At 73.5% G+C, this 21,845-nt stretch carries 17 protein-coding genes and 1 riboswitch; of the genes, 8 read left to right on the top strand and 9 right to left on the bottom strand.

The features are described from left to right. Positions 1-33 precede the first annotated feature (33 nt). The 3 genes from NHH00_RS08865 to NHH00_RS08855 all read right to left on the bottom strand — a co-directional run bounded on the left by NHH00_RS08865 (position 34) and on the right by NHH00_RS08855 (position 3,341). A complete protein-coding gene (locus tag NHH00_RS08865) occupies positions 34-843 on the bottom strand; it encodes an alpha/beta hydrolase (protein WP_253051504.1) in 810 nt (269 codons plus the stop codon). A 76-nt stretch (positions 844-919) separates the two neighbouring features. Further along, positions 920-2,257, bottom strand: coding sequence for an MFS transporter (locus NHH00_RS08860; RefSeq protein WP_253051503.1), 1,338 nt, complete (start codon positions 2,255-2,257; stop codon positions 920-922). Positions 2,258-2,378: 121 nt separating this feature from the next. Further along, complete coding sequence (locus NHH00_RS08855) at positions 2,379-3,341, bottom strand: PhzF family phenazine biosynthesis protein (protein ID WP_253051502.1); 963 nt, start codon at positions 3,339-3,341, stop codon at positions 2,379-2,381. Between the two features lie 170 nt (positions 3,342-3,511). Between NHH00_RS08855 and NHH00_RS08850 the strand changes: the two genes are divergently transcribed. Together NHH00_RS08850 and NHH00_RS08845 are read left to right on the top strand one after the other, a co-directional pair. Beyond that, positions 3,512-6,838: a family 16 glycoside hydrolase gene (locus tag NHH00_RS08850; RefSeq protein WP_253051501.1), complete on the top strand. Its 3,327-nt coding sequence runs from the start codon at positions 3,512-3,514 to the stop codon at positions 6,836-6,838. A 275-nt stretch (positions 6,839-7,113) separates the two neighbouring features. Continuing rightward, positions 7,114-9,471, top strand: coding sequence for an MMPL family transporter (locus NHH00_RS08845; protein ID WP_253051500.1), 2,358 nt, complete (start codon positions 7,114-7,116; stop codon positions 9,469-9,471). Here NHH00_RS08845 and NHH00_RS08840 read toward each other — a convergent pair. Then, a complete protein-coding gene (locus NHH00_RS08840; protein WP_253051499.1) occupies positions 9,455-9,961 on the bottom strand; it encodes an FBP domain-containing protein in 507 nt (168 codons plus the stop codon). The genes NHH00_RS08845 and NHH00_RS08840 overlap by 17 nt on opposite strands. Before the next feature lie 688 nt (positions 9,962-10,649). On the opposite strand from NHH00_RS08840, the gene atpC reads away from it, so the two are divergent. Further along, positions 10,650-10,964 (top strand): ATP synthase F1 subunit epsilon, encoded by a 315-nt coding sequence (atpC, locus tag NHH00_RS21010; RefSeq protein ID WP_253051498.1) that lies wholly within the window; start codon positions 10,650-10,652, stop codon positions 10,962-10,964. Between the two features lie 3 nt (positions 10,965-10,967). Here the strand turns inward: atpC and NHH00_RS08830 are convergent, their stop codons facing one another. Then, positions 10,968-11,366, bottom strand: a complete 399-nt coding sequence (locus tag NHH00_RS08830) for a VOC family protein (RefSeq protein ID WP_253051497.1) — start codon at positions 11,364-11,366, stop codon at positions 10,968-10,970. 92 nt (positions 11,367-11,458) lie between these two features. On the opposite strand from NHH00_RS08830, the gene NHH00_RS08825 reads away from it, so the two are divergent. Both NHH00_RS08825 and NHH00_RS08820 read left to right on the top strand, forming a co-directional pair. Continuing rightward, entirely contained in the window at positions 11,459-11,707 is a 249-nt protein-coding gene (locus NHH00_RS08825; RefSeq protein ID WP_253051496.1) for a DUF2630 family protein, read from the top strand. A gap of 54 nt (positions 11,708-11,761) precedes the next feature. Continuing rightward, the gene (locus NHH00_RS08820) at positions 11,762-12,013 is read left to right on the top strand and encodes a hypothetical protein (protein ID WP_231581656.1); all 252 of its coding nucleotides are present in this window, start codon (positions 11,762-11,764) and stop codon (positions 12,011-12,013) included. Positions 12,014-12,070: 57 nt separating this feature from the next. On the opposite strand, the gene metE is transcribed toward NHH00_RS08820, so the two are convergent. Then, the gene (gene metE, locus NHH00_RS08815; protein ID WP_253051495.1) at positions 12,071-14,575 is read right to left on the bottom strand and encodes a 5-methyltetrahydropteroyltriglutamate--homocysteine S-methyltransferase; all 2,505 of its coding nucleotides are present in this window, start codon (positions 14,573-14,575) and stop codon (positions 12,071-12,073) included. Between the two features lie 32 nt (positions 14,576-14,607). Then, positions 14,608-15,603: a methylenetetrahydrofolate reductase gene (locus NHH00_RS08810; protein ID WP_253052460.1), complete on the bottom strand. Its 996-nt coding sequence runs from the start codon at positions 15,601-15,603 to the stop codon at positions 14,608-14,610. A gap of 184 nt (positions 15,604-15,787) precedes the next feature. After that, positions 15,788-15,890, bottom strand: a riboswitch (SAM riboswitch). 396 nt (positions 15,891-16,286) lie between these two features. Between NHH00_RS08810 and NHH00_RS08805 the strand changes: the two genes are divergently transcribed. Together NHH00_RS08805 and NHH00_RS21005 are read left to right on the top strand one after the other, a co-directional pair. Further along, positions 16,287-17,030 (top strand): hypothetical protein, encoded by a 744-nt coding sequence (locus NHH00_RS08805; protein WP_253051494.1) that lies wholly within the window; start codon positions 16,287-16,289, stop codon positions 17,028-17,030. Between the two features lie 330 nt (positions 17,031-17,360). Next, positions 17,361-19,994, top strand: a complete 2,634-nt coding sequence (locus NHH00_RS21005; RefSeq protein WP_253051493.1) for a LuxR C-terminal-related transcriptional regulator — start codon at positions 17,361-17,363, stop codon at positions 19,992-19,994. Positions 19,995-20,013: 19 nt separating this feature from the next. Here NHH00_RS21005 and NHH00_RS08795 read toward each other — a convergent pair whose 3' ends face one another. Next, the gene (locus NHH00_RS08795; RefSeq protein WP_253051492.1) at positions 20,014-20,598 is read right to left on the bottom strand and encodes an RNA polymerase sigma factor; all 585 of its coding nucleotides are present in this window, start codon (positions 20,596-20,598) and stop codon (positions 20,014-20,016) included. On the opposite strand from NHH00_RS08795, the gene NHH00_RS08790 reads away from it, so the two are divergent. Then, positions 20,567-21,472 (top strand): hypothetical protein, encoded by a 906-nt coding sequence (locus tag NHH00_RS08790; protein WP_253051491.1) that lies wholly within the window; start codon positions 20,567-20,569, stop codon positions 21,470-21,472. The genes NHH00_RS08795 and NHH00_RS08790 overlap by 32 nt on opposite strands. A gap of 56 nt (positions 21,473-21,528) precedes the next feature. Here NHH00_RS08790 and NHH00_RS08785 read toward each other — a convergent pair whose 3' ends face one another. Then, a complete protein-coding gene (locus tag NHH00_RS08785) occupies positions 21,529-21,717 on the bottom strand; it encodes a hypothetical protein (RefSeq protein WP_253051490.1) in 189 nt (62 codons plus the stop codon). Positions 21,718-21,845: the final 128 nt, after the last annotated feature.

Raw genomic sequence — 21,845 nt, 5'->3', positions numbered from 1 at the left:
CTCGTGCGTGCGCGGGCCCTCGTGCGTGCGCGGTCAGACGGCGCGGACGAACGTCCGGAGGTCCGCGAGCACCCCGGGCGCGGCGTCGCCGCCGAGGAAACCGTGGCTCGCGCCGGGCACCTCGACGAGCTCGCAGCGGACGCCGTCGCGCGCGCACGACGCGGCGAGCGTCCGCGCCTCGGGGAGCAGCGCGTCCTGGTCGCCGACCGCGAGGAACGTCGGTGGGAGCCGCGACGCGTCGAGGTCGAGCCGCGGCGCGTCCGCGAGGTCGGCGACCCGGGTCCAGGCGCGGAAGGACTCCGCGGACAGCGCGGCGTCGGGCCCGCCCGGCCGGTCCGGGTCGAACGACCCGAGCGTCAGGTCGAGATTCGGGTTGGTGAGCGCGATCCATGCCGGGGCGAGCGGCGTGCTGTGGGCCAGGTGCGCGGCGGCGACCGCGACGGCCCCGCCCGCGGAGTCGCCGAACAGGGCCGGCCTCCCGACCCCCTCCGCGGCGAGGAGCGCGAGCGCGACGAGCGCGTCGTCGGTCGCCTCGGCGAGCGTGCCCTCGGGCGCGAGCCGGTAGTCGACGGAGACGACGGTGGTCGAGAGCGCGGTCGCGAGGCGTCGGCACGAGGCGTCCTGCAGCTCCAGGTCTCCGAACAGCCCGTACCCACCGTGCAGGAACACGACCCCGGCCGCGGGCTCGCGGCGGGGGTCGTGCGCGTCCGGGACGTAGCGTCGCAGCCCGACGCCGTCCCGCGTCTCGTCCTGCACCGTCCCCGCGAACGGCCACCGCGGCCGGGCCAGGGCGCGCACGCGCGCCTCGCGTCGCAGCGTCGTGACCCTCTGGGTGAGCTCCACGGGTCGATTCTCGGTCATCGTGCGCGAGGTGGTGGCCGGTGCGGGGGCCACGGTTGCTCGCTCGTGCGACCGGGTCCTACCTCGTGGGCTCCTCGGCGGGCACCGCGGCCACGGGGTGGGGTGCCGGGCGGGGGAGCGGGCGTACCTGGCCGGCCACGGCGAGCGACAGGACGGTCGCGGCGCAGATGACCAGGAGCATGTGGCGGGCCCCGACCTGGTCGACGAGCAGGCCGAGCAGCGGCGGCGCGGTGAGCATCGCGACGGTCGAGAACGACGTCGCGACCGCGACGCGCGGCGCGGCGTGGGCCGGGTCGTCGGAGGCCGCCGCGATGGCGACGGGGTTGGCGAGCGCGGCGCCGCAGCCCCACAGGACGATGCCGACCCACGCGAGCGGCAGGCTGGGCGCGAGGCCGAACACGAGCAGCCCGACGAGCGCGGAGACGCCCGACGCGCGCAGCACGGCCACGCGCCCGAACCGGTCGATGAGCCCGGTCCCGGCGAACCGGAACACCGTCATCGCGCCGACGAACGTGCCGTACGCGACGGCGCCGAGCGCCTCGCGCACCGCGAACCCGTCGACGACGGCGATGGAGAGCCAGTTGCCCGCCGACCCTTCGGACAGCGACGACGCGAGCAGCACGAGCCCGATGAGGAGCGTGCGCGGCTCGCGCCACGCGGCGAGCGCGGCGCGCACCCCCGCCCCGCGGCGCGGCGAGGTCGGGTGTGCGGGTGCCGCGCCGTCGTCGGCCGGCTCGGTGGTGCCCGACGGCGCGGCCGCGCGCGCGGGCGCCGTGCGGTCGGGGGCGAGCGCGGTCGCGGGGGCGACGAGCACGGCGCGCGCCACCGTGACGGCGAGCGTCACGACGAGGATCTGCGCGGTGATGCCCACGTGCGCCCACGAGAACGCGGCCGCGACGAGCGCCCCGCACGCGGCGCCGATGGAGAACGCGGCGTGGAAGTGGGGGAGGATCGCCCGTCCGACGTGCTGCTCGACGGAGGCCGCGCAGATGTTGATCGGCACGTTGGTGAGCGCGCCGCACACGCCGTTGAGGAATGCCCCGGCCGCGAAGAGGACGACGCCTCCCGTCCCGGTGCCGAGCGCGACGAGCCCGAACCCGACGACGTTCCCCACCGTCGCGACCACGAGCGTCGTGCGGCTGCCGAACCGTGCGACGACCGCGCCCGCGGACACCACGGACACGAGCGAGCCCAGGCCGCCGACGACGAGCAGCAGGCCGAGCTGGCTCGCGCTGATCCCCAGCGCCTCGCGGACCGAGGGCAGGCGGCTCATCCACGACGCGCCGATGACCCCGAACAGCCCGAACTGCACCATGAGCGCCCAGCGGGCGCGCGCGACGACCGCGCGGTCCGTCAGGGGGCGGTCGGACCCGGAAACAGGTGGGGTTCTTGACACTTGCCCCAGTCTACGGAGCCCGGGGACCGTCGAGCCCGGGGATATCGCCGAGATCGAGCGCCGATGCCGGCGACGTCCCCCGGGTTCGGCACCCGGACCTCGGCCCGTCGCCGACGGGTGCTCAGAGGCGGACGGTGCCCGCGACGCACGTGACGCTCGCGCCGCCGACCCAGACCGTCCCCGACCCGTCGCGCTCGACGCGCACGCGCCCGGCCCGGCCGAGCGCCGCGCCCTGGGCGGCGAGGTAGCGGTCGGGGAGGCGGCCGTCCCGCGTGAGCCACTGCCCGACGACGGCGTTGAGGCTCCCGGTGACGGGATCCTCCGGGATGCCCATGGCGAGCGCGAACCCGCGGACCTCGACGGCGGCGCCGTCGGGGCCGCCGTCGTCCCCGTACAGGCCGGCGACCCCGACGGAGAGGTCGGGGTGCTCGACGCGCAGCCGCGTCCAGTCGGGCACGAGCCCGGCGACGCGGTCCGCCAAGTCCAGCAGCACGACGCGCCACCCGGGCCCGTTGTCGAGGACGCGGTGGTCGACCACGGCGTCGTCGGGGACGCCGAGCGCGGCGACGATCGCCGCGAGGTCGTCGTCCGGGACCGGCTCGTCGGCGAGCAGGTCGGGCGCGGCGAACGCGAGCCCGCGCGGGAGGTCCCCGTCCGGCTCGTCGTCCGGTCCGGCAGCGTCCGACCCGGCGGCCGGCGCCTCGCGCCGGATCGTCACCAGGCCGACGCCGCACTCCTGCACGACGGCGTCGCCCGCCCGGGGCTCGCCGCCCGCCTCGAGCCACGCGTGGCAGGAGCCGAGCGTCGGGTGCCCGGCGAAGGGGAGCTCGCCGCCGGGGGTGAAAATCCGCAGGCGGTAGTCGGCGCCTCCGGCGGCCCCCTCGGGGCTGGGCGGGAGGAGGAACGTCGTCTCCGAGAGGTTCGTCCAGCGGGCGAAGGCGGCCATCTGGTCGTCCGTGAGCCCGTCGGCGTCGAGCACGACCGCCACGGGATTGCCGAGGGTCGGGACCTCGGTGAAGACGTCCACCTGCGCGAACGGCCGGGACGCGGTGCTGTCGGCGATGTCGCCGTGGCGTGCGCTCATGCCTCCGAGCGTACGTCCGAGCAGGCCAGGGCACTTTTGTCGACTGCAAGTCGGAAGTTGTAGACACATCGATAGAACGAGGGCTAGCCTGTCCAGCGTTGTCATCGACGGAGCCGGGCAGGGGTTACGCTCCGTGGACTCGAAGTCCGACCGAGTATGAGGGAGCAACGATGCTCGAACGCACCAGCCTGCCGGTGTCCCGCCGGATCAGGTACCGACGCGGCGCGGCCGCCCTGACCCTCGGCGCCGTGGTCGTCGCGGGCTGGGCCGTCCCCGCCGCGGCCGACCTTCCCGAGCAGGAGCCCGGCGTCACGCTGCGGACCTTCCAGCTCGCGCAGAACCCCGGGGCCGTCTGCACCCTGAAGTCCGGCCAGACCCCCAACGTCGACAAGCTCATGCCGACCATCGACTGGTCGACCGCCGAGCAGTTCGGCGCCGAGGACAACTTCATCTCGCAGGTGACCGCGAACCTGACCGTCCCCGCAGACGGCCAGTACCAGTTCAAGGTCACCAACGACGACGGCGCCCTCGTCTACATCGACGGCCAGCTCGTCCTCGAGAACGACGGCCCGAACGACTCGACCTCCGTCGAGGGCAGCGCGACCCTCACGGCGGGCGTGCACGACCTTCGGGTCGACTACTACGAGGGCAGCGACAAGCAGCGCCTCACGCTCGCGTGGAAGACGCCGGGCAGCTCGACGTTCGAGGTCATCCCGACGTCGGCGCTCAGCACCGAGGCGGGCGTCGTGCGCGTGACCGCGCCCGGCTACAAGTACTGCGAGGGTGCGACCGACACGGCCGGCGACGGCCTGCGCCTGGACGCCGTCAACCCGAACTACGACCTCGTCGACCTGCGCCCCGAGGGCTTCGAGCCCAAGGTCTCGGGCCTGGCGTTCACGCCGGACGAGAAGCTCGCCGTCGTGACGACGGGCGAGGTCAGCTCCGGGGGCTGGCGCCCCGACCCGGTGTCCGGCGAGGTCTACTTCCTCGACGGCGTCACCACGGCGGACGGCCCCGAGGACGTCACGGCGACCCTGGTCGCGGACGAGCTGCTCAACCCGATGGGCATCGAGGTCGTCGAGGACTCGATCTTCGTCTCGGAGCGCTACCAGCTCACGCAGCTCACCGACCCCGACGGGGACGGCTTCTACGACCAGCACACGAAGATCGCGGAGTGGCCCGACGGCGGCAACTTCCACGAGTTCGCGTTCGGCCTGATCCACGACGAGGACTACTTCTACGTCAACCTCTCCGTGGCCATCAACAACGGCGGCGCGACGACCAACCCGCAGCCGGCGGCCAACCGCGGCACGTCGATCAAGATCGACCGCGAGACCGGCGAGGTCACGTACGTCGCGGGCGGCCTCCGCACGCCCAACGGCATCGGCTTCGGCCCCGAGGGTGCGATCTTCGGGACGGACAACCAGGGTGCCTGGCTGCCGGCGAACAAGCTCATCCACATCCAGCCGGGCAAGTTCTACAACCACTACACGAACCCGGCCGGGCCGTTCGACGCGAACCCCGTCTCCCCGCCGGCCGTGTGGCTCCCGCAGAACGAGATCGCGAACTCCCCGGGCAACCCGATCCTCGTCCAGGACGGCGAGTTCGCCGGCCAGATGCTCATCGGCGACGTCACCTACGGCGGCATCCAGCGCGCGTTCCTCGAGAAGGTCGACGGCGAGTTCCAGGGTGCGGTCTTCCGCCACACCGCCGGCCTCGAGGTCGGCGTGAACCGTGTCATCTACGGCCCCGACGGCGCGCTCTACGCCGGCGGCACCGGTGAGGGCGGCAACTGGGGCGAGTCCGGCAAGCTCCGGTACGGCCTCCAGAAGCTCGTCCCCGTCAACGAGGACTCCTTCGACATGAAGGAGATGCGCGTGGTCGAGGGCGGCTTCGAGATCGAGTACACCGACCCGGTCTCCGACGAGGTCGTCGAGAAGCTCGCCGACGCCTACCAGGTCAAGCAGTGGCGCTACGTGCCGACGCAGCAGTACGGCGGCCCGAAGGTCGACGAGGAGCCGCTCTTCGTCACCGACGCCACGGTGTCCGAGGACCGCACGACCGTCACGCTGAAGATCGACGGCCTCAAGCCCGGCCACGTCGTCTACATCCGGTCGCCGCGTCCGTTCGCGTCCGCCGACGGCGCCGAGCTCCTCAGCACCGAGGCCTGGTACACGCTCAACTCGCTCCCCGGCTACGTCGCCCCGGCCGACCGCGGCTGGTACGAGGCGGAGCTCGCGCAGCCGCTCGGCAGCTCGAGCATCGGCTCGGACCACAGCAACTACTCGGGCTCCGGCTTCGCCGCGGGCATGACGAGCGTCGGCGCCGGCCGCACGTTCTCCGTGACCGTCCCCGAGGCGGGCACCTACCCGGTCAACGTGCGCTACGCCAACGGCATCCACCCGTACACGACGCTGCGCGCGAAGAACGTCTCGCTGCACGTGAACGGCCAGGACCTCGGTCAGTGGAACTTCCCCACGACGGGGAGCTGGAAGGACTGGGGTGTGCTGACGCGCAACCTCGAGCTCCAGGCCGGAGTCAACACCATCACGCTCGCGTACGAGACCGGCGACGAGGGCAACATCAACATCGACGTGCTCTCGATCGGCGAGAACCCGGACATCTGCTCGCCGGGTGAGGTCGAGGACGGCTACACGGCCCTCTTCGACGGCACCCTCGCGAGCCTGCAGGAGGGCTGGCGCATGGCAGGTCCGGGTGGCTTCGGCCGCCAGGACGACTGCTCGATCCGCGGTGCGGGTGGCATGGGCCTGCTCTGGTACACGGCGCAGGAGCTCGGTGAGAACTACAGCCTGAAGCTCGACTGGAAGCTCACCAAGGACGACAACGGCGGCGTGTTCGTCGGGTTCCCGAACCCGGGCGACGACCCGTGGGTCGCCGTCAACAAGGGCTACGAGATCCAGATCGACGCGACGGACGCCCCCGACCGCACCACCGGCGCGGTCTACACGTTCCAGGGTGCCGACGAGGCGGCCCGGGACGCGGCCCTCAAGCCGGTCGGGCAGTGGAACGCGTACGACATCCGGGTCGAGGGAGACCGCATCCGCATCTACCTCAACGACGTGCTCGTCAACGACTTCACGAGCACCGACCCGGCGCGGCTGGTGAACAGCTTCGTCGGCATCCAGAACCACGGCAGCGGCGAGATGGTCAACTACCGGAACATCCGGTTCAAGGAGCTGACCGACGAGCCGGTCGAGGAGCTCGCGATCTCGACGACGGTCCAGACCCGCTGCATGGCGGGCAAGGTCTACGTCGCGGTCCGTGCCACGAACGACGACACGGTGCCGGCGGACATCACGCTGACGACGCCGTTCGGGACGAAGACGGTGACCGGCGTCCAGCCGGGTGCCTCCGCGTACCAGTCGTTCGCGACGCGCTCGACCTCGGTCGAGGCGGGCACCGCCCAGGTGTCCGCGACGGGCGGCGACCTGACGTTCCAGGCGGACGTCGCCTACGAGGCCGCGACCTGCGGCTGAGCTGAGACCCCGGGGCGGGCGGCGTGAGCCGTCCGCCCCGGGACGGACCGGGCGGGGGCGGCAGCACGAGCCGTCCCCGCCCGTCCCGTCTCACCCCCCTTCTCCACCCCGGTGGTCCCGAGGCGCACCCCTCGCACGGGCGGAGCGTGGTCCGACGGCGCTCCCACCCTCGCGTAGGGTGCTGACCTCACCTCACGGTCCGCGCAGGACCCGCACGAGCTCCTGCACCCGACCGGCTCTCTCCGCACGACGTCCCTCGACGAGGAGGACTGCCCATGGCGCTCGGACGCCTCCTGCACCGGACCGGACGGTTCGCCGCGCGTCGCCGTGGCGTCGTCCTCGGGGTCTGGGCGGTCCTCCTCGTCCTCGGCGCGGTGCTCGGCGGCGCCGTCTTCGACAAGACCACCGACGTCGATCCCGCCCCGCCCGGGAGCCCCTCCGCCCTCGCGGCCGAGCGTCTCGACGAGCTCCAGCCCGAGGGCGAGACCGTCGTCGCCGTCCTGTCCGGGCGCGACTACTTCTCCACGGAGCTGATCGCCCAGGCGAGCGAGGTGATGCACGGCATCCGGGCGATGCCGGGCGTCGTCGAGCTGTTCGACGCGTACACCGGTGGCGGCCTCATCGCCGACGACGGCCAGGGCTCGCTCGTGATCGTCGAGCTCGACCCCGCGCTGTCCGACGACGACGCCCTCGCCCTCGCGCACCAGGTCGCCGACGCGCTCCACACCGTCGACACCCCCGAGGTCCTCGTCGGCGGGGCGCTGCTCGCCGAGGAGGCGTTCGTCGACCAGGCGATCACCGACGCCGCCGTGGGCGAGGGCGTGGCGATCGCCGTCCTGCTGGTCGTGCTCGTCGTCGTCCTCGGCGGCCTGCGCGCGGGCCTGGTGCCGCTGCTGTCCGCGCTCGCCGCCATCGCGGTCGCGCTGCTCGTGCTCAGCGGCCTGCTGGGGATCGTGCCCGTCAACGAGTTCGCGGTGAACGTCGTGACTCTGCTCGGCCTCGGGCTCACGGTCGACTACTCCTTGCTCGTCCTGGCGCGCTTCCGCGAGGAGCGCGCCGAGCACCCGGGCCTCCCGCTCGACGAGCTCGTCGGGCGCACGCTCGCCACCGCCGGGCGCGCCGTCCTCGCGTCCGGGCTGGCCGTCGCGATCGCCCTGACCGGCCTGCTCCTGCTCGGCGACTCGCTGCTCTCCGGCATGGCCGTCGGCGGCGCCGTGGTGGTGCTCGTCGCGACCGCCGCCGGGCTGACGCTCGTGCCCGCGCTCGTCGCGACCTGGCACCGCGCCATCCCCGCCCCGGGAGCCCGCACCTGGTCCCACCCGTGGACCGGTCGCGGCGGGGCCGGGACGCTCGGGCGCCTCGCGCGCACCGCCCAGCGGCACGCCGTGCTCGTCACGCTCGGCGCGACCGCCCTCCTCCTCGCGCTCGCCGCGCCGCTCGGCTCGATGACGCTCGGCAGCTCCGAGGTCCACTCCCTGCCCGCCGACGCCGAGGCGCGCCTCGCCGCCGACGCGTCGACGTCGCGCTTCGCCGACCTCGGCGTCACCCCGATCACCGTGCTCGTCGAGGCGCCCCGCGGCGACGAGGCCGCCTCCGCCTACCTCGACCGCGTCGCGGCCCTGCCGGGCGTCGAGGACGCGATGCAGGACACCGACTACCCGTCCGAGGTCCTCGTCGTCGACGTCACGCCCGACGTCGGCGAGGGCGGCGACGCGACCGCCGCCGAGGCCCAGGACCTGCTGCGCGCGATCCGCGCGATCGACACGGGCGACCTCGACGTGCACGTCGCCGGTCCGGCCGCCGAGGTCGTCGACACCCAGGAGCACCTCGCGCAGCGCCTCCCGCTCGCCGCGGGCGTCGTCGTGCTCGCGACGTTCGTGCTCCTCTTCCTGCTCACCGGCTCGCTCGTCGTGCCGCTCAAGGCGCTCGTGATGAACCTGCTCACGCTCGCCGCGACGCTCGGCGTCCTCGTCTCGGTGTTCCAGCACGGCGTCGGGGCCTCGCTGCTCGGGTTCGAGCCGTGGGGTGCGCTCGACGTCACGACGCCCCTGCTCATCGGCATGCTCGTGTTCGGTCTGTCCACCGACTACGAGGTGTTCCTCCTCGCGCGCACGGCCGAGGAGTGGCGCGCCCGCACGCCCGGGGAGGACCTGCGCGCCGCGAACGACCGGGCCGTGCTCCGCGGCATCACCGCGACCGGCCCGGTCATCACGACGGCCGCCGTCGCCATCGGCATCGTGTTCCTCGGTTTCGCGGCGGGCGAGCTCGTCGCGATGAAGGAGGTCGGCGTCGGCATGGCCGTCGCCGTGCTCCTCGACGTGACCGTCGTGCGCGGCCTCCTCCTCCCGGCGACCATGACGCTTCTCGGGCGATGGAACTGGTGGCCGTCGTGGCGGGACGGTTCCGAGGGTTCAGTCCGGGCGAGGGCTCCGCGGGGGGCGCGACGGGTCTTCCATCCGCCGCTCGTCCCTCGCGGCTCCCGCCAGACCCACCACGACCCGTCACACCCCCGCTCCGCCCTCGCCCTCGGCGTCCGGCTCACCCTCCGCGCCGCCGAGGTAGAGCCTTGGTCTGCCGAGGTAGAGCCCTGGTGGGCCGAGGGAGAGCCGTGGCGCGTCAGGCGTCGCGCATGACCTCGGCGACGAAGCGGGCGGAGCGCTCGCGGAGGCCGTCGACGCGGAGCTCGACGAACAGCTCGCGCATCGACTCGTCGTCGCCGATCTCGGTGCGGGTCGGTGTGCGGCGCACGTTCTGCGAGCACAGGAAGTGGGTGCAGATGAGGGTGCCGACGGTGTTGCCGCGGCGCCCGGCGGCGCCGGCGCGCCGCGCGACGTAGAGGCTCACGTCGTCCGTGACGACGACGTCCTCGCACCACGCGCAGACGGCACGCTTGCGCATGCCGCCCGTCTTGGCGTCAGTGGAGCGCAGCAGGACGCCGCGCGGCTCGCCGTCGACCACGACGACGGCGTACGCGAGCAGCGGCGCCTTGCGGTCGCGCCACCCGAGGTAGTCGAGGCGGTCCCAGTCGAGCGAGTCGAGCTCGGGGAGGGTCGCCTGCGCGGCCTCGCGCTTGGACGCGTTGACGAACGACGCGCGGATCTGCTTCTCGGTCAGGGGAATCATGGGTTCAGGGCTTCCGTGTCGGTACGGTCCCACCCTGCCCGACGGCGTGCCGCGGCGCAGGAGGTCGGCTCACCGCGACGCGGGGTCGCGGTGGCCTCACGACGACGGCGCTCGTCCGAGGCGGGGAAGGCGGGGAGGACGGCATGCCCGCTACCGCCGTCGCCAAGACCTGCTCGGTGCGGGGGAGGTGTCGTCAGGAACGCGTCGTGACGACGAATACCCAGCACCCAACGGGGCGGGGCGCCTTGTCGGCGTCCGGAGGGTGGTCTCAGCGGGTGACGGTGCGGGAGGGGATGGTGCCCGAGCAGGCCGCCATGGCCACCTCGCAGCCTGCGGTGCTGTGCATCCGCGTCTCCTCGTCCCGTGCGGTGCGCCCGTCCGGCGCGACCTGAACCGTGGCCGTGCCCGACCGGCACGACGAACGGCTGCCCTCGGCAACCGTCACCCTCGATGGTGCGCCTCGCACACCGCCGTCGTCAACGTGATTCCCCCTCGCACGGCGAGACCGGTCGTCGCCGAACCCGGGGTTCCTCCCCAGGATGCGCTCCGCGTGGGGAGGAACCCCGGGTTCGGCGATGTCGCGACCGGTGACCTCCGGCGCCCGGAGAGGGACGAAAGACGACGCGGCGGGACGCCCGCGGGCGCGAGACTCGGAGGCTCCGCCACCCGTCGTCGAGGAGGATCCTCCGTGCCCGTCGCGCCGTCACCGTCCGAGACCGTCGCACCCGTGGGGGAGCGCTTGGTGTCCGTCGAGGTGGTGGTGCCGTCCGGGGTGTTCTGGTCGGGCCCGGCGCGCAGCGTCACGGTGCCGTCGGTGTCGGGCACGCTGGGGATCCTCGCGCGGCACCAGCCCGTCGCGGCGACCCTCACGGCGGGTCGCGTGCGGCTGCGGACCCCGGACCGTCCGACGGCGGAGCTGCGCATCGGCGGCGGCTTCCTCGTGGTCGACGACGACGAGGTGACGATCCTCGCCGACGACGCGACGTGGGTGCAGGCCCGGTAGCCCCTAGGCGGGGTCGGCCGCCGGACCGAGCTGCACGACGACGATCCGGTGCCCGTCCGGATCGTGGACGTGCGCGAACCGGTCCCCGGACTCGGCGTCGGAGTCCGGCCCGACGAACGGCTCGACCCCCACGGCGGCGAGCCGCGCAAGGGTCGCGTCGAGGTCGTCGACGTAGAGGACGAGGTTCGGCAGCCCGTGGCGCACGAGGGGTGCGCCGCCGTCGGGGAGCGGGACGAGCCACAGCCCGGGCTCGTCGACGCGGCCGGGTCCGACGTGCAGCAGCGGGAACCCGTCGGTCTCGCCGCGGAACAGCGTGCCGAACCCGAACCCGTCCGCCCAGAACGCGGCGCTCGCGTCGAGGTCGTGGCAGAGCAGGACCGTGCGGCCGATCGTCGTCGTCATGGCGGCGAGCCTAGGCCGTGCCGCCGACACCGCGCCCGCCCGGCGCCCGCCCTCACGGGCGCGCGTGCGCCGTCGGGCATACCGTGGACCGCATGGCGACCGACGGCGGCATCCGCAGGACGATCAGCGACCTCGTCGCGCAGGAGCGCGAGCTCCGCGAGCAGCTCGCGCACGGCGAGATCACCGGCGGGCAGGAGCACGAGCGACTGCGTGCGATCGAGGTCGAGCTCGACCAGTGCTGGGACCTGCTGCGCCAGCGCGACGCGGCCCGCGAGTTCGGGAGCGACCCGGATGCGGCGACCGTGCGCGACCCCGGTACGGTGGAGAACTACCTGGACTGATCGTCGCCGACGACGACGCCCAGGCCCACGCACCGACCTCAGAAGGAGAACGCCATGACCACGACCAGCGAGCAGGCGGCCGACAGCCCCCTCCCCACCGGGACGGAAGGCCGCGACATCCCCGGGCACGCGGGCGCGCTGGCGCGGTTCGTCGTCTCGTTCGCGCTGTTCGTCGGGGGCCTGGTCCTCATGGGGTCGGGCATGTCCGGCGTCGACGGCGGCGTGTGGCTCTTCGTCGGCGGGCTCCTCGCCGCGACGCTCGCGTTCGCCCTCCCGATGGCGGGGACGGGCACGACCGAGCGCTGACCGACACGACGCGGAGGCCGGGTCCCGACGGGACCCGGCCTCCGGCGTGTGCGGGGATCAGCCGAGCGTGGCGCGGACCGCCTTCGCCGCGGCGACCAGGTGCTCGAGCGACGGCACGGTCTCCTCGTAGCGACGCGTCTTGAGGCCGCAGTCCGGGTTGACCCACACGACCGTCGGGTCGATCGACTTCACGGCGAGCTCCAGCAGCTCGGTGACCTCCTCGGCGGAGGGCACGCGCGGGCTGTGGATGTCGTAGACGCCCGGCCCGATGCCGCGCGCGTACCCGGCGTCGCGCAGCTCCGGCACGATCTCCATGCGGGAGCGCGCCGCCTCGACCGACGTCACGTCCGCGTCGAGGCCGTCGATCGCACCGATGACCTCGCCGAACTCCGAGTAGCACAGGTGCGTGTGGATCTGCGTCGCCGCCTCCACGCCCGACGTCGCGAGCCGGAACGAGCCGACCGACCAGTCGAGGTACGCGGGCTGGTCGGCCTTGCGCAGCGGCAGGAGCTCGCGCAGCGCGGGCTCGTCGACCTGGACGATCCCGATGCCGGCGGCCTCCAGGTCCGCGATCTCGTCGCGCAGCGCGAGGCCCACCTGGTTCGCGGTGTCGCCGAGCGGCTGGTCGTCGCGCACGAACGACCACGCGAGGATCGTCACCGGCCCGGTGAGCATGCCCTTGACCGGCTTCTCGGTAAGTGACGCCGTGTAGGCGGACCACTCGACCGTGATCGGCGCGGGCCGCGTGACGTCGCCCCACAGGATCGGCGGGCGGACGCAGCGCGAGCCGTACGACTGGACCCAGCCGTTCGCCGTGACGGCGAACCCGTCGAGGTGCTCCGCGAAGTACTGCACCATGTCGTTGCGCTCGGGCTCGCCGTGCACGAGGACGTCGAGGCCCAGCTCCTCCTGGAGCGCGACGACGCGCGCGATCTCCTCGCGCATCGCGGCCGTGTAGTCCGCGTCCGAGAGCTCGCCCTTCGTCCACAGCGCGCGGGCGCGGCGGATCTCCGGCGTCTGCGGGAACGAGCCGATCGTCGTCGTGGGCAGCGGCGGCAGGTTCAGACGCTCCTGCTGCGCGGCTGCGCGCTCGGCGTAGTCGCCGCGCGCGAAGTCCGCGTCGGTCAGCGCGGCGGCGCGCTCGCGCACCCCGGGCACGACGACGCCGCTCGCCTCCGCGCGCGACGCCACCGCCGCGCGGGACGCCTCGATCTCCGTCGCGACGGCGTCGCGACCCTCCGTGAGCGCGCGGGCGAGCGTCGCGACCTCGCCGACCTTCTGGTCCGCGAACGCGAGCCAGTCGCGCAGGCGCGGGTCGAGCGTCGTGCCCGACGCCGTCCCCGGCTCGGCGAACACCTCGTCCTCCACGTCGTGCGGCACGTGCAGCAGCGACGTCGACGTCCCGACGGCGACCGCACCGGCACCCAGCGTCTGGAGCGCGTCGACGACGTCGAGCTTCGCCGCGAGGTCCGCGCGCCACACGTTGTGCCCGTCGATCACGCCCGCGACGAGCGTCTTCCCGGCGAGGCCGGGGACGCCGCCGTCGGCCGCCGTCGGGACGGCGCCCTTGACGAGGTCGATCGCGATCGCCTCCACGTCGGTGCCCGCGAGGAGCGCGAGCCCGTCCCGCGCGTCGCCGCCGTCGTCCTCGGCACCGGCCTGCAGCCCCCCGAACGGCGCGGCGACGAGGATCGCGGGCCGCTCGCCCGGTGCCGAACCCGGGATCTCTCCCGAGCCGGAGGACTCCGTGGGGAGCGACCCCGGGTTCGGCACGGGGCGGAGGTCCGTCGCGAGGGTGCGGTAGGCCGACTCCACCGCTGCCGCGAGCTCCGTGAACGGCACGTCGACCGAGTCGGTGACGAGGATCGGCTCGTCGAGCTGGACCCACGGCGCGCCGGCGGCGGCGAGCGCGCGCAGCAGGTCGGCGTAGGCGGCGACGACGTCGTCGAGGCGGTCGAGCGGGCGGAAGCCTGCGACCGACGACGCAGCGTCGTCGGCGGCCTTGGACAGCGCGAGGAACGTCACGGGCCCGACGACGACGGGCCGCGTGACGATGCCCGCCTCCTTGGCCTCGACGAACTCGCGGACGACGCGGTCGTCGACGAAGCGGATCGGGGTGTCCGGGCCGATCTCGGGCACGAGGTAGTGGTAGTTCGTGTCGAACCACTTGGTCATCTCGAGCGGGGCGTCGTCGCCCTGGCCGCGTGCGACGGTGAAGTAGCCCGCGAGGTCGAGGCGGCCCGCGTCGTCGGTGAGCGACGCGAACCGCGACGGGATCGCCCCGAGCGAGGCGGCGACGTCGAGCACCTGGTCGTAGAACGAGAACGACCCGGGGACGGACGCGTCGTCGGCGCCGAGGCCGAGCTCGACGAGCCGGCGGACGGTCGCGAGGCGCAGCTCGCGGGCCGTGGCCTCGAGCTCGTCGGCGCTCGTGCGCCCGGCCCAGAACGCCTCGACGGCCTTCTTGAGCTCGCGGCGGCGCCCGATGCGGGGGTAGCCGAGCACGGTGCCGGCGGGGAATCCGGCCTGGATCTGGGTAGGGGAGGGTACGGAAGTGGCCATGATCGAAACCTCTTGCTGGTCCGGAGGACCGGTCAGACGGGCGTGCCGTGCGTGGCGGCGCTCGTCGGGGGCAGGGAGGTGCCGGTGACCCACGGCCCGCTGGCCAGGTCCGGGACGAGCGGGGCGGCGGCAGCGCTGGCGCTGCCCCCGGTCCCGCGCGACCCGCCGCCGAGGTGGACACCCTCGAGCAGGTCAAGAGCGGCGCGGTGCTTGTTGAACGTGTACACGTGCAGACCGGGCGCGCCCGCGTCGAGGACGCGCTGCGCGAGGTCGACCGAGTACGCGATCCCGTAGGCGTGCTGCGCCTCCGGGTCGGGCAGGGCGTCGAGCGCGTCCAGCAGGTGCTGGGGCGCGCGCACGCCCGTGAGCTCCTCGACGCGGCGGAGCCGTGCAGGCTCCGTCGTGGGCAGCAGCCCGGCGAGGATGGGGATCGTCACGCCGGCCGCGCGGGCCTCGGCGACGAAGTCGGTGTACGACGACGCGTCGTAGAAGAGCTGCGTGATCGCGAAGCTCGCGCCGGCCTGCTGCTTCTGGAACAGGCGGCGCACCTCCTGCGTGCGCGTCGTGCCGGCGGCGGGGTTGCCGTCGCAGAACGTCGCGACGGCGATCGTCAGCGGCCGGGCCGCGCCGCGCAGCGCCGCGGCCGGGTCGGCCGCGCACCGCGACGCCTCGACCTCGCGCAGGAGCGCGACGAGCTCGGTCGACGACCGGACGCCGTCGGGCGCGGGCTGCCAGTCCGGCTGGTCGCGCGGCGGGTCGCCCCGCAGCGCGAGGAAGCTCCGCACGCCCTCGTCGAGGAAGTCGGAGATGACCTCCTCGACGTCCTCGCGCGACGCCCCGACGCACGTGAGGTGCGCGATCGGCAGCACGGGCGTGCCCTGGAGCAGGCGGCCGACGACCTGGCGAGCCGTCGCGCGGTCGGTGCCCGCCGCGCCGTACGTCACGGACACGAAGTCGGGGTGCGTCGCGACGAGACGGCGTGCCGTCTCCCAGAACTTGGGCGCCGCGTCCGGGCGCCGCGGGGGCATGAGCTCGAACGAGACCGTGGGACGTGCCGCCCCGCCGTGCGCCTGCCCGACGGCGTCCGCGACGCTCACGACGTCGCCTCGCCGGGGCGCGCCACGGCACGCGGCGCCGGGACACGGAAGGGCGCGACCGCCGTCGGGCACGTGCCCGGACGGTGCGCGAAGGATGCCTCTGAGGTCATGCGTCACTCCATCGACCCTGGCGTTAGCACCTTTGTCCTCGGGAGGCTTCCGTCGGCGGGTTGCTGCGGTGTCGTCGAGCCAGGACTCTCGACCGCTCTGGATGGTTGCCACGATCCTACGGGCCATCCGGCATACGGTCGAGGGTGCCCGTCACGTGAGACGGGATGGCGTTGCCCGGGGGTGCCGTGACGTTCGGGGACGTGGGCCGGTGTCCGCGTCCCTGGACGGCGAGAACACGGTGTGAGTGCGATCGCAACAGGGTGACCCCGGGGGTGACCGCGGGTGAAGGATGCTGTGAGTGGTATCACGGGTGGGGCCGCCAAGCATGCTCTCGCCTGCGACGATGCGCGCCGTGGCTCTCAGGAGCGCTCAACTGGACGGTCGTTCAGGTCTACCGTCGAAAGGCGTGGTCGACCCGCTCTGACATGCGATCTGCCCGGCCCCTCTTGGCGGAGTACGAACCGGGCAGATCTCTCCCTCTCAAGGAAGGACCTCACTGTCCCATGCGTATCGCATCGGGGGCAATGCTCGGCGCTGCCCTCATCCTCAGCCTGTCCGCGGCACCCGCGCTCGCTGGCGGGTCCGACTCGCCCACGCCCTACCGCGTGGCCCCGGAAGGGCTCTATCTCCCCGCGGGTGACGCGTTCCCGGACGGTGGCCACGTGAACGTCCGCTACACGGTCGAGGGCGCCGAGCGGTCGGTCGGCATCCACTTCGAGACGCTCAACGACCAGCCGTCGGGCCGGTTCGTCGGCTCGAGCTTCCTCCCGTGGTCGGCGCTCGTCCACTCGGACGACTACTGCATCACGTGGGTCCAGGTCGCCCACTACGACGAGCACTTCGGTGAAGGCGGCCAGGATCCCGTCTGCTCGAGCGTGCCGTCGGACCCGGTTGAGCCGTCAGACCCGGTTGAGCCGTCGGATCCGGTCGAGCCGTCAGACCCGGCCGAGCCGACAGACCCGGCCGAGCCGACAGACCCGGCCGAACCGACAGGTCCGGCCGAGCCCACGCACCCGGCGGACCCGAGCGATCCGGCGGAGCCTGTCGTGCCGTCGCAGCCCGTCGACATGGTCGTGGCCGAGCCGACCACGGACGCCATACCTGGTGCGGCGCAGCCCGCGGAGAAGGGAGAGCTGGCGGCGACGGGGCTTGAGACGGTGCCGGTCGCGGCGGCGTCCGGTGCGCTGCTCCTGGCCGGTGTCCTGCTCGTTGCCGGGCGCCGCCTCGTGCGCCTCCGCGAGGGCTGAGCGGGAGCCGGTTCCCGTGAGGTCGGGCCGTCGCTCCGTCCTGTGGTCACCCTCAGGATCACCCTCCGTACCTCCTGACTTCGCCGGTCCGTGAGGTTGTATCGGGGCAGACGTAGGGCGCGCGGTAACCGTGTCGCCCTGCGTCCTTGTGCCGGGCGCATGACGGATCACCCGTCGTGACTCCGGCCGACCGACGTCTGTCAGAGGTATGGAGCGGTGGCGGAGGCGAGAGACGGCGGACGACAGCGAGAGCAGGGTTCACCCTCGATCAGCGGGTGGCAGCAGGTGCTGACCGGTCGGGAAGAGGCGGGCGGCGCGGGACGGGCCGAGGTGGAAGCGGCGCTTCGCGGTCTGCTCCCGCGTCTGGCGACGACCTCTGCGGCGATCGAGCGTCCGCTCCTTGACGACACGCTCACGAGCACCACCCGTCACGTCCTGGTCCGCGCCGCGCGCGGCTTCGGGAAGACCGTGTCGGTCGCACGGTGGTCGCGGGCCGCGCTCGCCGAGGGCCAGGTGATCGTCTGGCTCTCGGCGTCCGCGAGCGACCCGGCGCGGCGGTGCATCGGTGCCGGAGAGCTCGCGGACCGCGTTCTCGACCAGGTGCGGTACGTGCTCCGGCCCACGGGGTCCACCGATCTCGACGGCGCGGGACCCGGGCGCCTCGGGGCGCTGCTCCGCGCTCTGGGCCCGGTGACCGTCGTCGTCGACGACGTCCGTGCAGGCCATGCAGGCCTCATCGACGCGGCCTGCGCGGCGGCGGTCGCTCTCGGGGCACGGGCGGTCGTGCTGAGCACCGTCGGTCCCACGCCCGTCCGGCGGGGCACAGGCATGGTCGAGGTCGGCATGGCTGCGCTCGCATGGAGCGCGCAGGACACGGTGCGCTTCGCCCGGGTGCGAGGGATCGAGATCACCGAGGAGGTGGCGGGGCTCGTCACCGACGGACTTGGCGGCTACCCGGCGTCGATCGTCACCGCGGTGGCCGACCTGGGTTCGGGCGGTTCGGGAGGAGTCGATCTCCACGACGCGGTCCCCGCCGTCGTCCGTCGAGAGACGACGCGAGCTCTGGGGTCGTTCGTGCCTCCGGAGATCATGCCCTTCCTCCTCGACACCTGCGTCGAGCGTCGTCTCCAGGTGGACGAGCTCGACGACCTGACGGCGGTGCCGGACGCGCGCTCGACGGCTCGGCGACTCGTCGAGGGGGGGATCCTCTACCGTCATGTGGGCGCTGACGCGGGCGTGCTCGAGTACGAGCCCAGGATGCGGCAGAGCCTGCTCTCGCACCTGCGCTATCTGGATCCGGCCGGCTACGTGCGCCGCTTCCAGCAGCGTGTGGACGCTCACGTCGCCCGGGGGGCCACGTGGGCGGCCCTCTCGCGGGCGCTCGACTCCAGAGAGCCCGGAGTCGTGGACCGCGCGCTGGTCGCGACCTGGCCCGACCTGCTCGCCGTCAGCTCCGGGCCGGGCTTCGACGAGCTGTGGCGCAGCGCCGTCGAACGATGTCCGGAGAGCATCCCGGGCCGACTCCGCATCCTGCGCGCGGCGATACGACCCACGATCGGCCGCATCGAGTCGCTCGACGAGCACGACGAGCCTCTTGCCGAGGCCGTCGCGCCGACGACCGCATCGCCTGAAGCGCGGGCGTTGGACGCCTTCTGTCGGGTCGCACTCCTGCGCCGCGCCGGCCTGTACGACAAGTCCTTGCAGGCGGCACAGGGTGCGCTCGACGATCTCGGTGCCGACCGCGGCGCGCCGCGGTCGATCGGCGCGGCAGTGCTGCTCGAGCTGCAGGCGTCGATGAGCGCGCTCTGCGCAGGTCTGGTCCGGGTCGCGGCAGCGTTCGCCGACTCGGCCTCGCAGCGGGCCACACGCTCGGGTGCGCTCTCCGTCGCTGCCGTGGCGTGCGAGCTGGCGGCGGTCGCGGAGGCGTGTGGTGGTGATCTCGTGGCCGCGGACGAGTGGGTGCGCGAGTCGCGGTCCTTGCAGGCCCCGCCCGCCTGGTGGCGCGGGTGCGGGGGGGACGTCCCGTCGGTCGTCGCAGCGCTGGTCCACCTGGAGGGTCGCCGTATCGACGAGGCCAAGGCGTCGCTCGGGAGGAGCATCGAGAGGCCGGGCGGTGACCTCTGGTTCGTGCGGAGGCATGTGATGGCGGTGATGGCCGAGCTCAGCGGTACTCCGGATCTCGCGCTCGACGTCCTGGTGGCGGATGCCGCGAGGAGAGGCATGGCGGTCGAGCCCGACGCGAGCGAGCGGCGCGCACCTTTCCTGGTCGTGCAGGACGTCGCTCGCTTGCACCTGGTGGCGGGTCGCGGTGCAGCCGCCATCCGCGTCGCCGACACCCTCCCGCGGTCCGCGCCGGTCCGAGACGTCGTCAACGCCCATGCGCTCGTGGCGAGCGGGAGCCTGGTCGAGGCGTTCCGTCGCGTCGCGAGGCTCGGCGAGAGGGCCCGGCTGACGACGGGGGCTCGCATCGAGGGCCTCGCCGTCACGGCCAGCGCACTCGTGGCGCTGGGAGAGAAGGACCAGGCCCGCGCGGAGATGCGGCGGGCGTGGGGCCTTGCGCGCCGGGCGAACGCGCTGCTCGAGCTCCGGTGGGCCTCTCCTGAGGCGATGGACCTCCTGCTCGCGGACGTCGACGGTGCGGAGCGTGCCGAGCTGGAGCCGGTGGCGGAGCTTGGGCGGCGGGCCTCGCCCGAGGGCGGGACGGTCCTGCTGCCCGAGCGTCAGCTCCTCGTGCTCCAGCTCGTCGTCGACGGGCTGAGCGGCCCCGAGATCGCCCGCAGGCTCTACGTCTCGCACAACACGGTGAAGACTCAGATCCGCGAGATCTACCGTCGCCTGGGCACCCACACGCGTGCGGAGACGGTGATGCGCGCGAAGCAGCTCGGTCTCGTCGCGGCGAGCCGGGGAGCGGTCCGGCGCGGCGTGAACGCGGCCTCGGCGGCAGGTACGAAGCAACATCGATGACGGCGCCGGTCGGCCCCGGCTAGGGCTCCGTCGTCACCTGCCCGTGGTGGCGCAGATAGGCGTGTCGGAGGCGTTGCCGCGCCCGCCGCGCGAGGGACGACACGGCGTTGGGGCTGATCCCGAGCACGTCGGCCAACTCTGCGGGCGAAGCGCCCAGGACCTCGATGTGCCAGAGCACCTTCTGCCATCGTGCCGGGAGAGCGGCGAACGCGTCGAGGACGCGATGTCGCTCGATCTCGTCCAAGAGAACGTCTGGATCGTGGTGGGTCCCGTCGAGCCGGTGCAGGTCCGTCGCCCGGACGCGGTCCTGGGACCGCAGCGTGGACCACGCGACGCGTCTCACGATCGTCAGGAGGTAGGCCCGCACGTGCCGTGACGGACCGCGTCCGGCGCGGATCACACCCAGGAGGGCCGTGAAGGACTCGGCGACCACGTCGTCGGCCCAGGACGGGCCGACGAGCGCCCTGGCCACGACCAGTGCGTACGGTCGGTGAGAGCGGTAGAGCGCAGCGAACGCGTCGTCGTCGCCCTCGCGCAGCCTGGCCACGAGCTGCTCGTCCGAGAGGGGCGCCGTGAGCGAGGGCGACCCGGTGTCGAGGGTCACCTGTTCAGGGAAACGCGCGAGCGTGGCCTGCGCGCGGCAGGAGAGGGTGATTCGGCGGGCGAGCGACGTGTCGGTCCCGGTCCGTCATGAGACGGGTCCGCGGACGTCCTTCTCCACGATGACCACGACCGGGGCAGGCGCGCCGCTCGACGAGCTGTGCGAGAGGTGGCGCGCGGCGACGTTCGCAGCGGGCTGGGACGCGCTCGCGGACTGGGCGGTCCCCGCGGTGGTCCACGTGGCTGCCGCGCACCTGGGAGGCCGGGACGTCACCGGGCCTGCGCGAGCCCTCGGCATCGCTCGCGCGAACGCGGGGGTCGGTATCGCCGACGGGATCCGGGATCTGGCGGTCTTGTACTCCCTGGGCGGCGCAGGTCTGCCCGGCCCCGTCGTCGCGGCTCTCGCCGACGGGTGGGAGCGGACGTCGGGCATGCTGGGCGGGGCGGCAGCGCACGGGAGCCTGAGCGGTCTCGGGACGGTGGACGACTTCCTGAGCGGCTGTGGCGCGGTCGTCGCCTCCTATCGCCACGGCCGGGAGGGCGACGTGCCGATCGTCGTGGTGGTCGACGGCCGGGCCGGTTCGTCGGTCCCCCTCGACAGGTGGGAGCGCGACCTCGCACTCGGGGAGTCTCTGCGCCGCGTGTTCCCTCCGCCCGCACCCGCCTGCTACGTGGACGGCGTCGCCCTGGTGGTTGCCTGGCGCGTCCCCTGCGAGGATCCGGACACCACGCGGAACGTCGTTGCGACCCGTGTGCGAGACGAGCTTGCACGATGGACGGCAGGTTCGCTGAGGGTGCCTGTCCGGGTCGGTGTCGAGGCCCTCCCGGACGACTCGCGTGGGCTCGGACGGCTCGTGCAGAGACTGCTCAAGACGTAGTCCGGGGCAGCCGCCCGGACCAGGCGGGCGGGAGCAGTGTCACTCGTCGAGCTCTTCTACCACGCCGAGACGACGAGCATGACCAGCACGAGCAGGCCACCGAGGACGCAGCACACGCTGAGCACGGCGAGGAGGCGTGCTGTCCGGCGCTGTCGCCGGGGCGTCGGCGGCTTCCACGTCACGACCGGCGCTTCCCAGCCGCGCAGCTCCTCGTAGTCGTCGGTGCGGATGGCGCGGAGCACCACGTGGGTGGGTGGTGCGAAGGTTCGCGGACCGCTGCCCCACGACCAGGGAGCGACGATCTCCCGCGAGGGACGGGTCGGTTCCGCGGCTGAGCTCTTCCGGGCCATGTCTGGACAGACGCCGCCGACGC

The sequence above is a fragment of the Cellulosimicrobium cellulans genome, assembly GCF_024124905.1.
Taxonomy (GTDB): Bacteria; Actinomycetota; Actinomycetes; order Actinomycetales; family Cellulomonadaceae; genus Cellulosimicrobium; species Cellulosimicrobium cellulans_G.
This window is presented reverse-complemented; position numbering and strand designations above follow the sequence as displayed.

Bases quoted from the DNA above. Each gene is read 5' to 3' on its own strand.
- NHH00_RS08855 (WP_253051502.1), bottom strand. From the start codon at position 3,341: ATGAGCGCACGCCACGGCGACATCGCCGACAGCACCGCGTCCCGGCCG.
- NHH00_RS08850 (WP_253051501.1), top strand. From the start codon at position 3,512: ATGCTCGAACGCACCAGCCTGCCGGTGTCCCGCCGGATCAGGTACCGA.
- NHH00_RS08845 (WP_253051500.1), top strand. From the start codon at position 7,114: ATGGCGCTCGGACGCCTCCTGCACCGGACCGGACGGTTCGCCGCGCGT.
- NHH00_RS08840 (WP_253051499.1), bottom strand. From the start codon at position 9,961: ATGATTCCCCTGACCGAGAAGCAGATCCGCGCGTCGTTCGTCAACGCG.
- NHH00_RS08830 (WP_253051497.1), bottom strand. From the start codon at position 11,366: ATGACGACGACGATCGGCCGCACGGTCCTGCTCTGCCACGACCTCGAC.
- NHH00_RS08825 (WP_253051496.1), top strand. From the start codon at position 11,459: ATGGCGACCGACGGCGGCATCCGCAGGACGATCAGCGACCTCGTCGCG.
- NHH00_RS08820 (WP_231581656.1), top strand. From the start codon at position 11,762: ATGACCACGACCAGCGAGCAGGCGGCCGACAGCCCCCTCCCCACCGGG.
- metE (WP_253051495.1), bottom strand. From the start codon at position 14,575: ATGGCCACTTCCGTACCCTCCCCTACCCAGATCCAGGCCGGATTCCCC.
- NHH00_RS08810 (WP_253052460.1), bottom strand. From the start codon at position 15,603: ATGCCCCCGCGGCGCCCGGACGCGGCGCCCAAGTTCTGGGAGACGGCA.
- NHH00_RS08805 (WP_253051494.1), top strand. From the start codon at position 16,287: ATGCGTATCGCATCGGGGGCAATGCTCGGCGCTGCCCTCATCCTCAGC.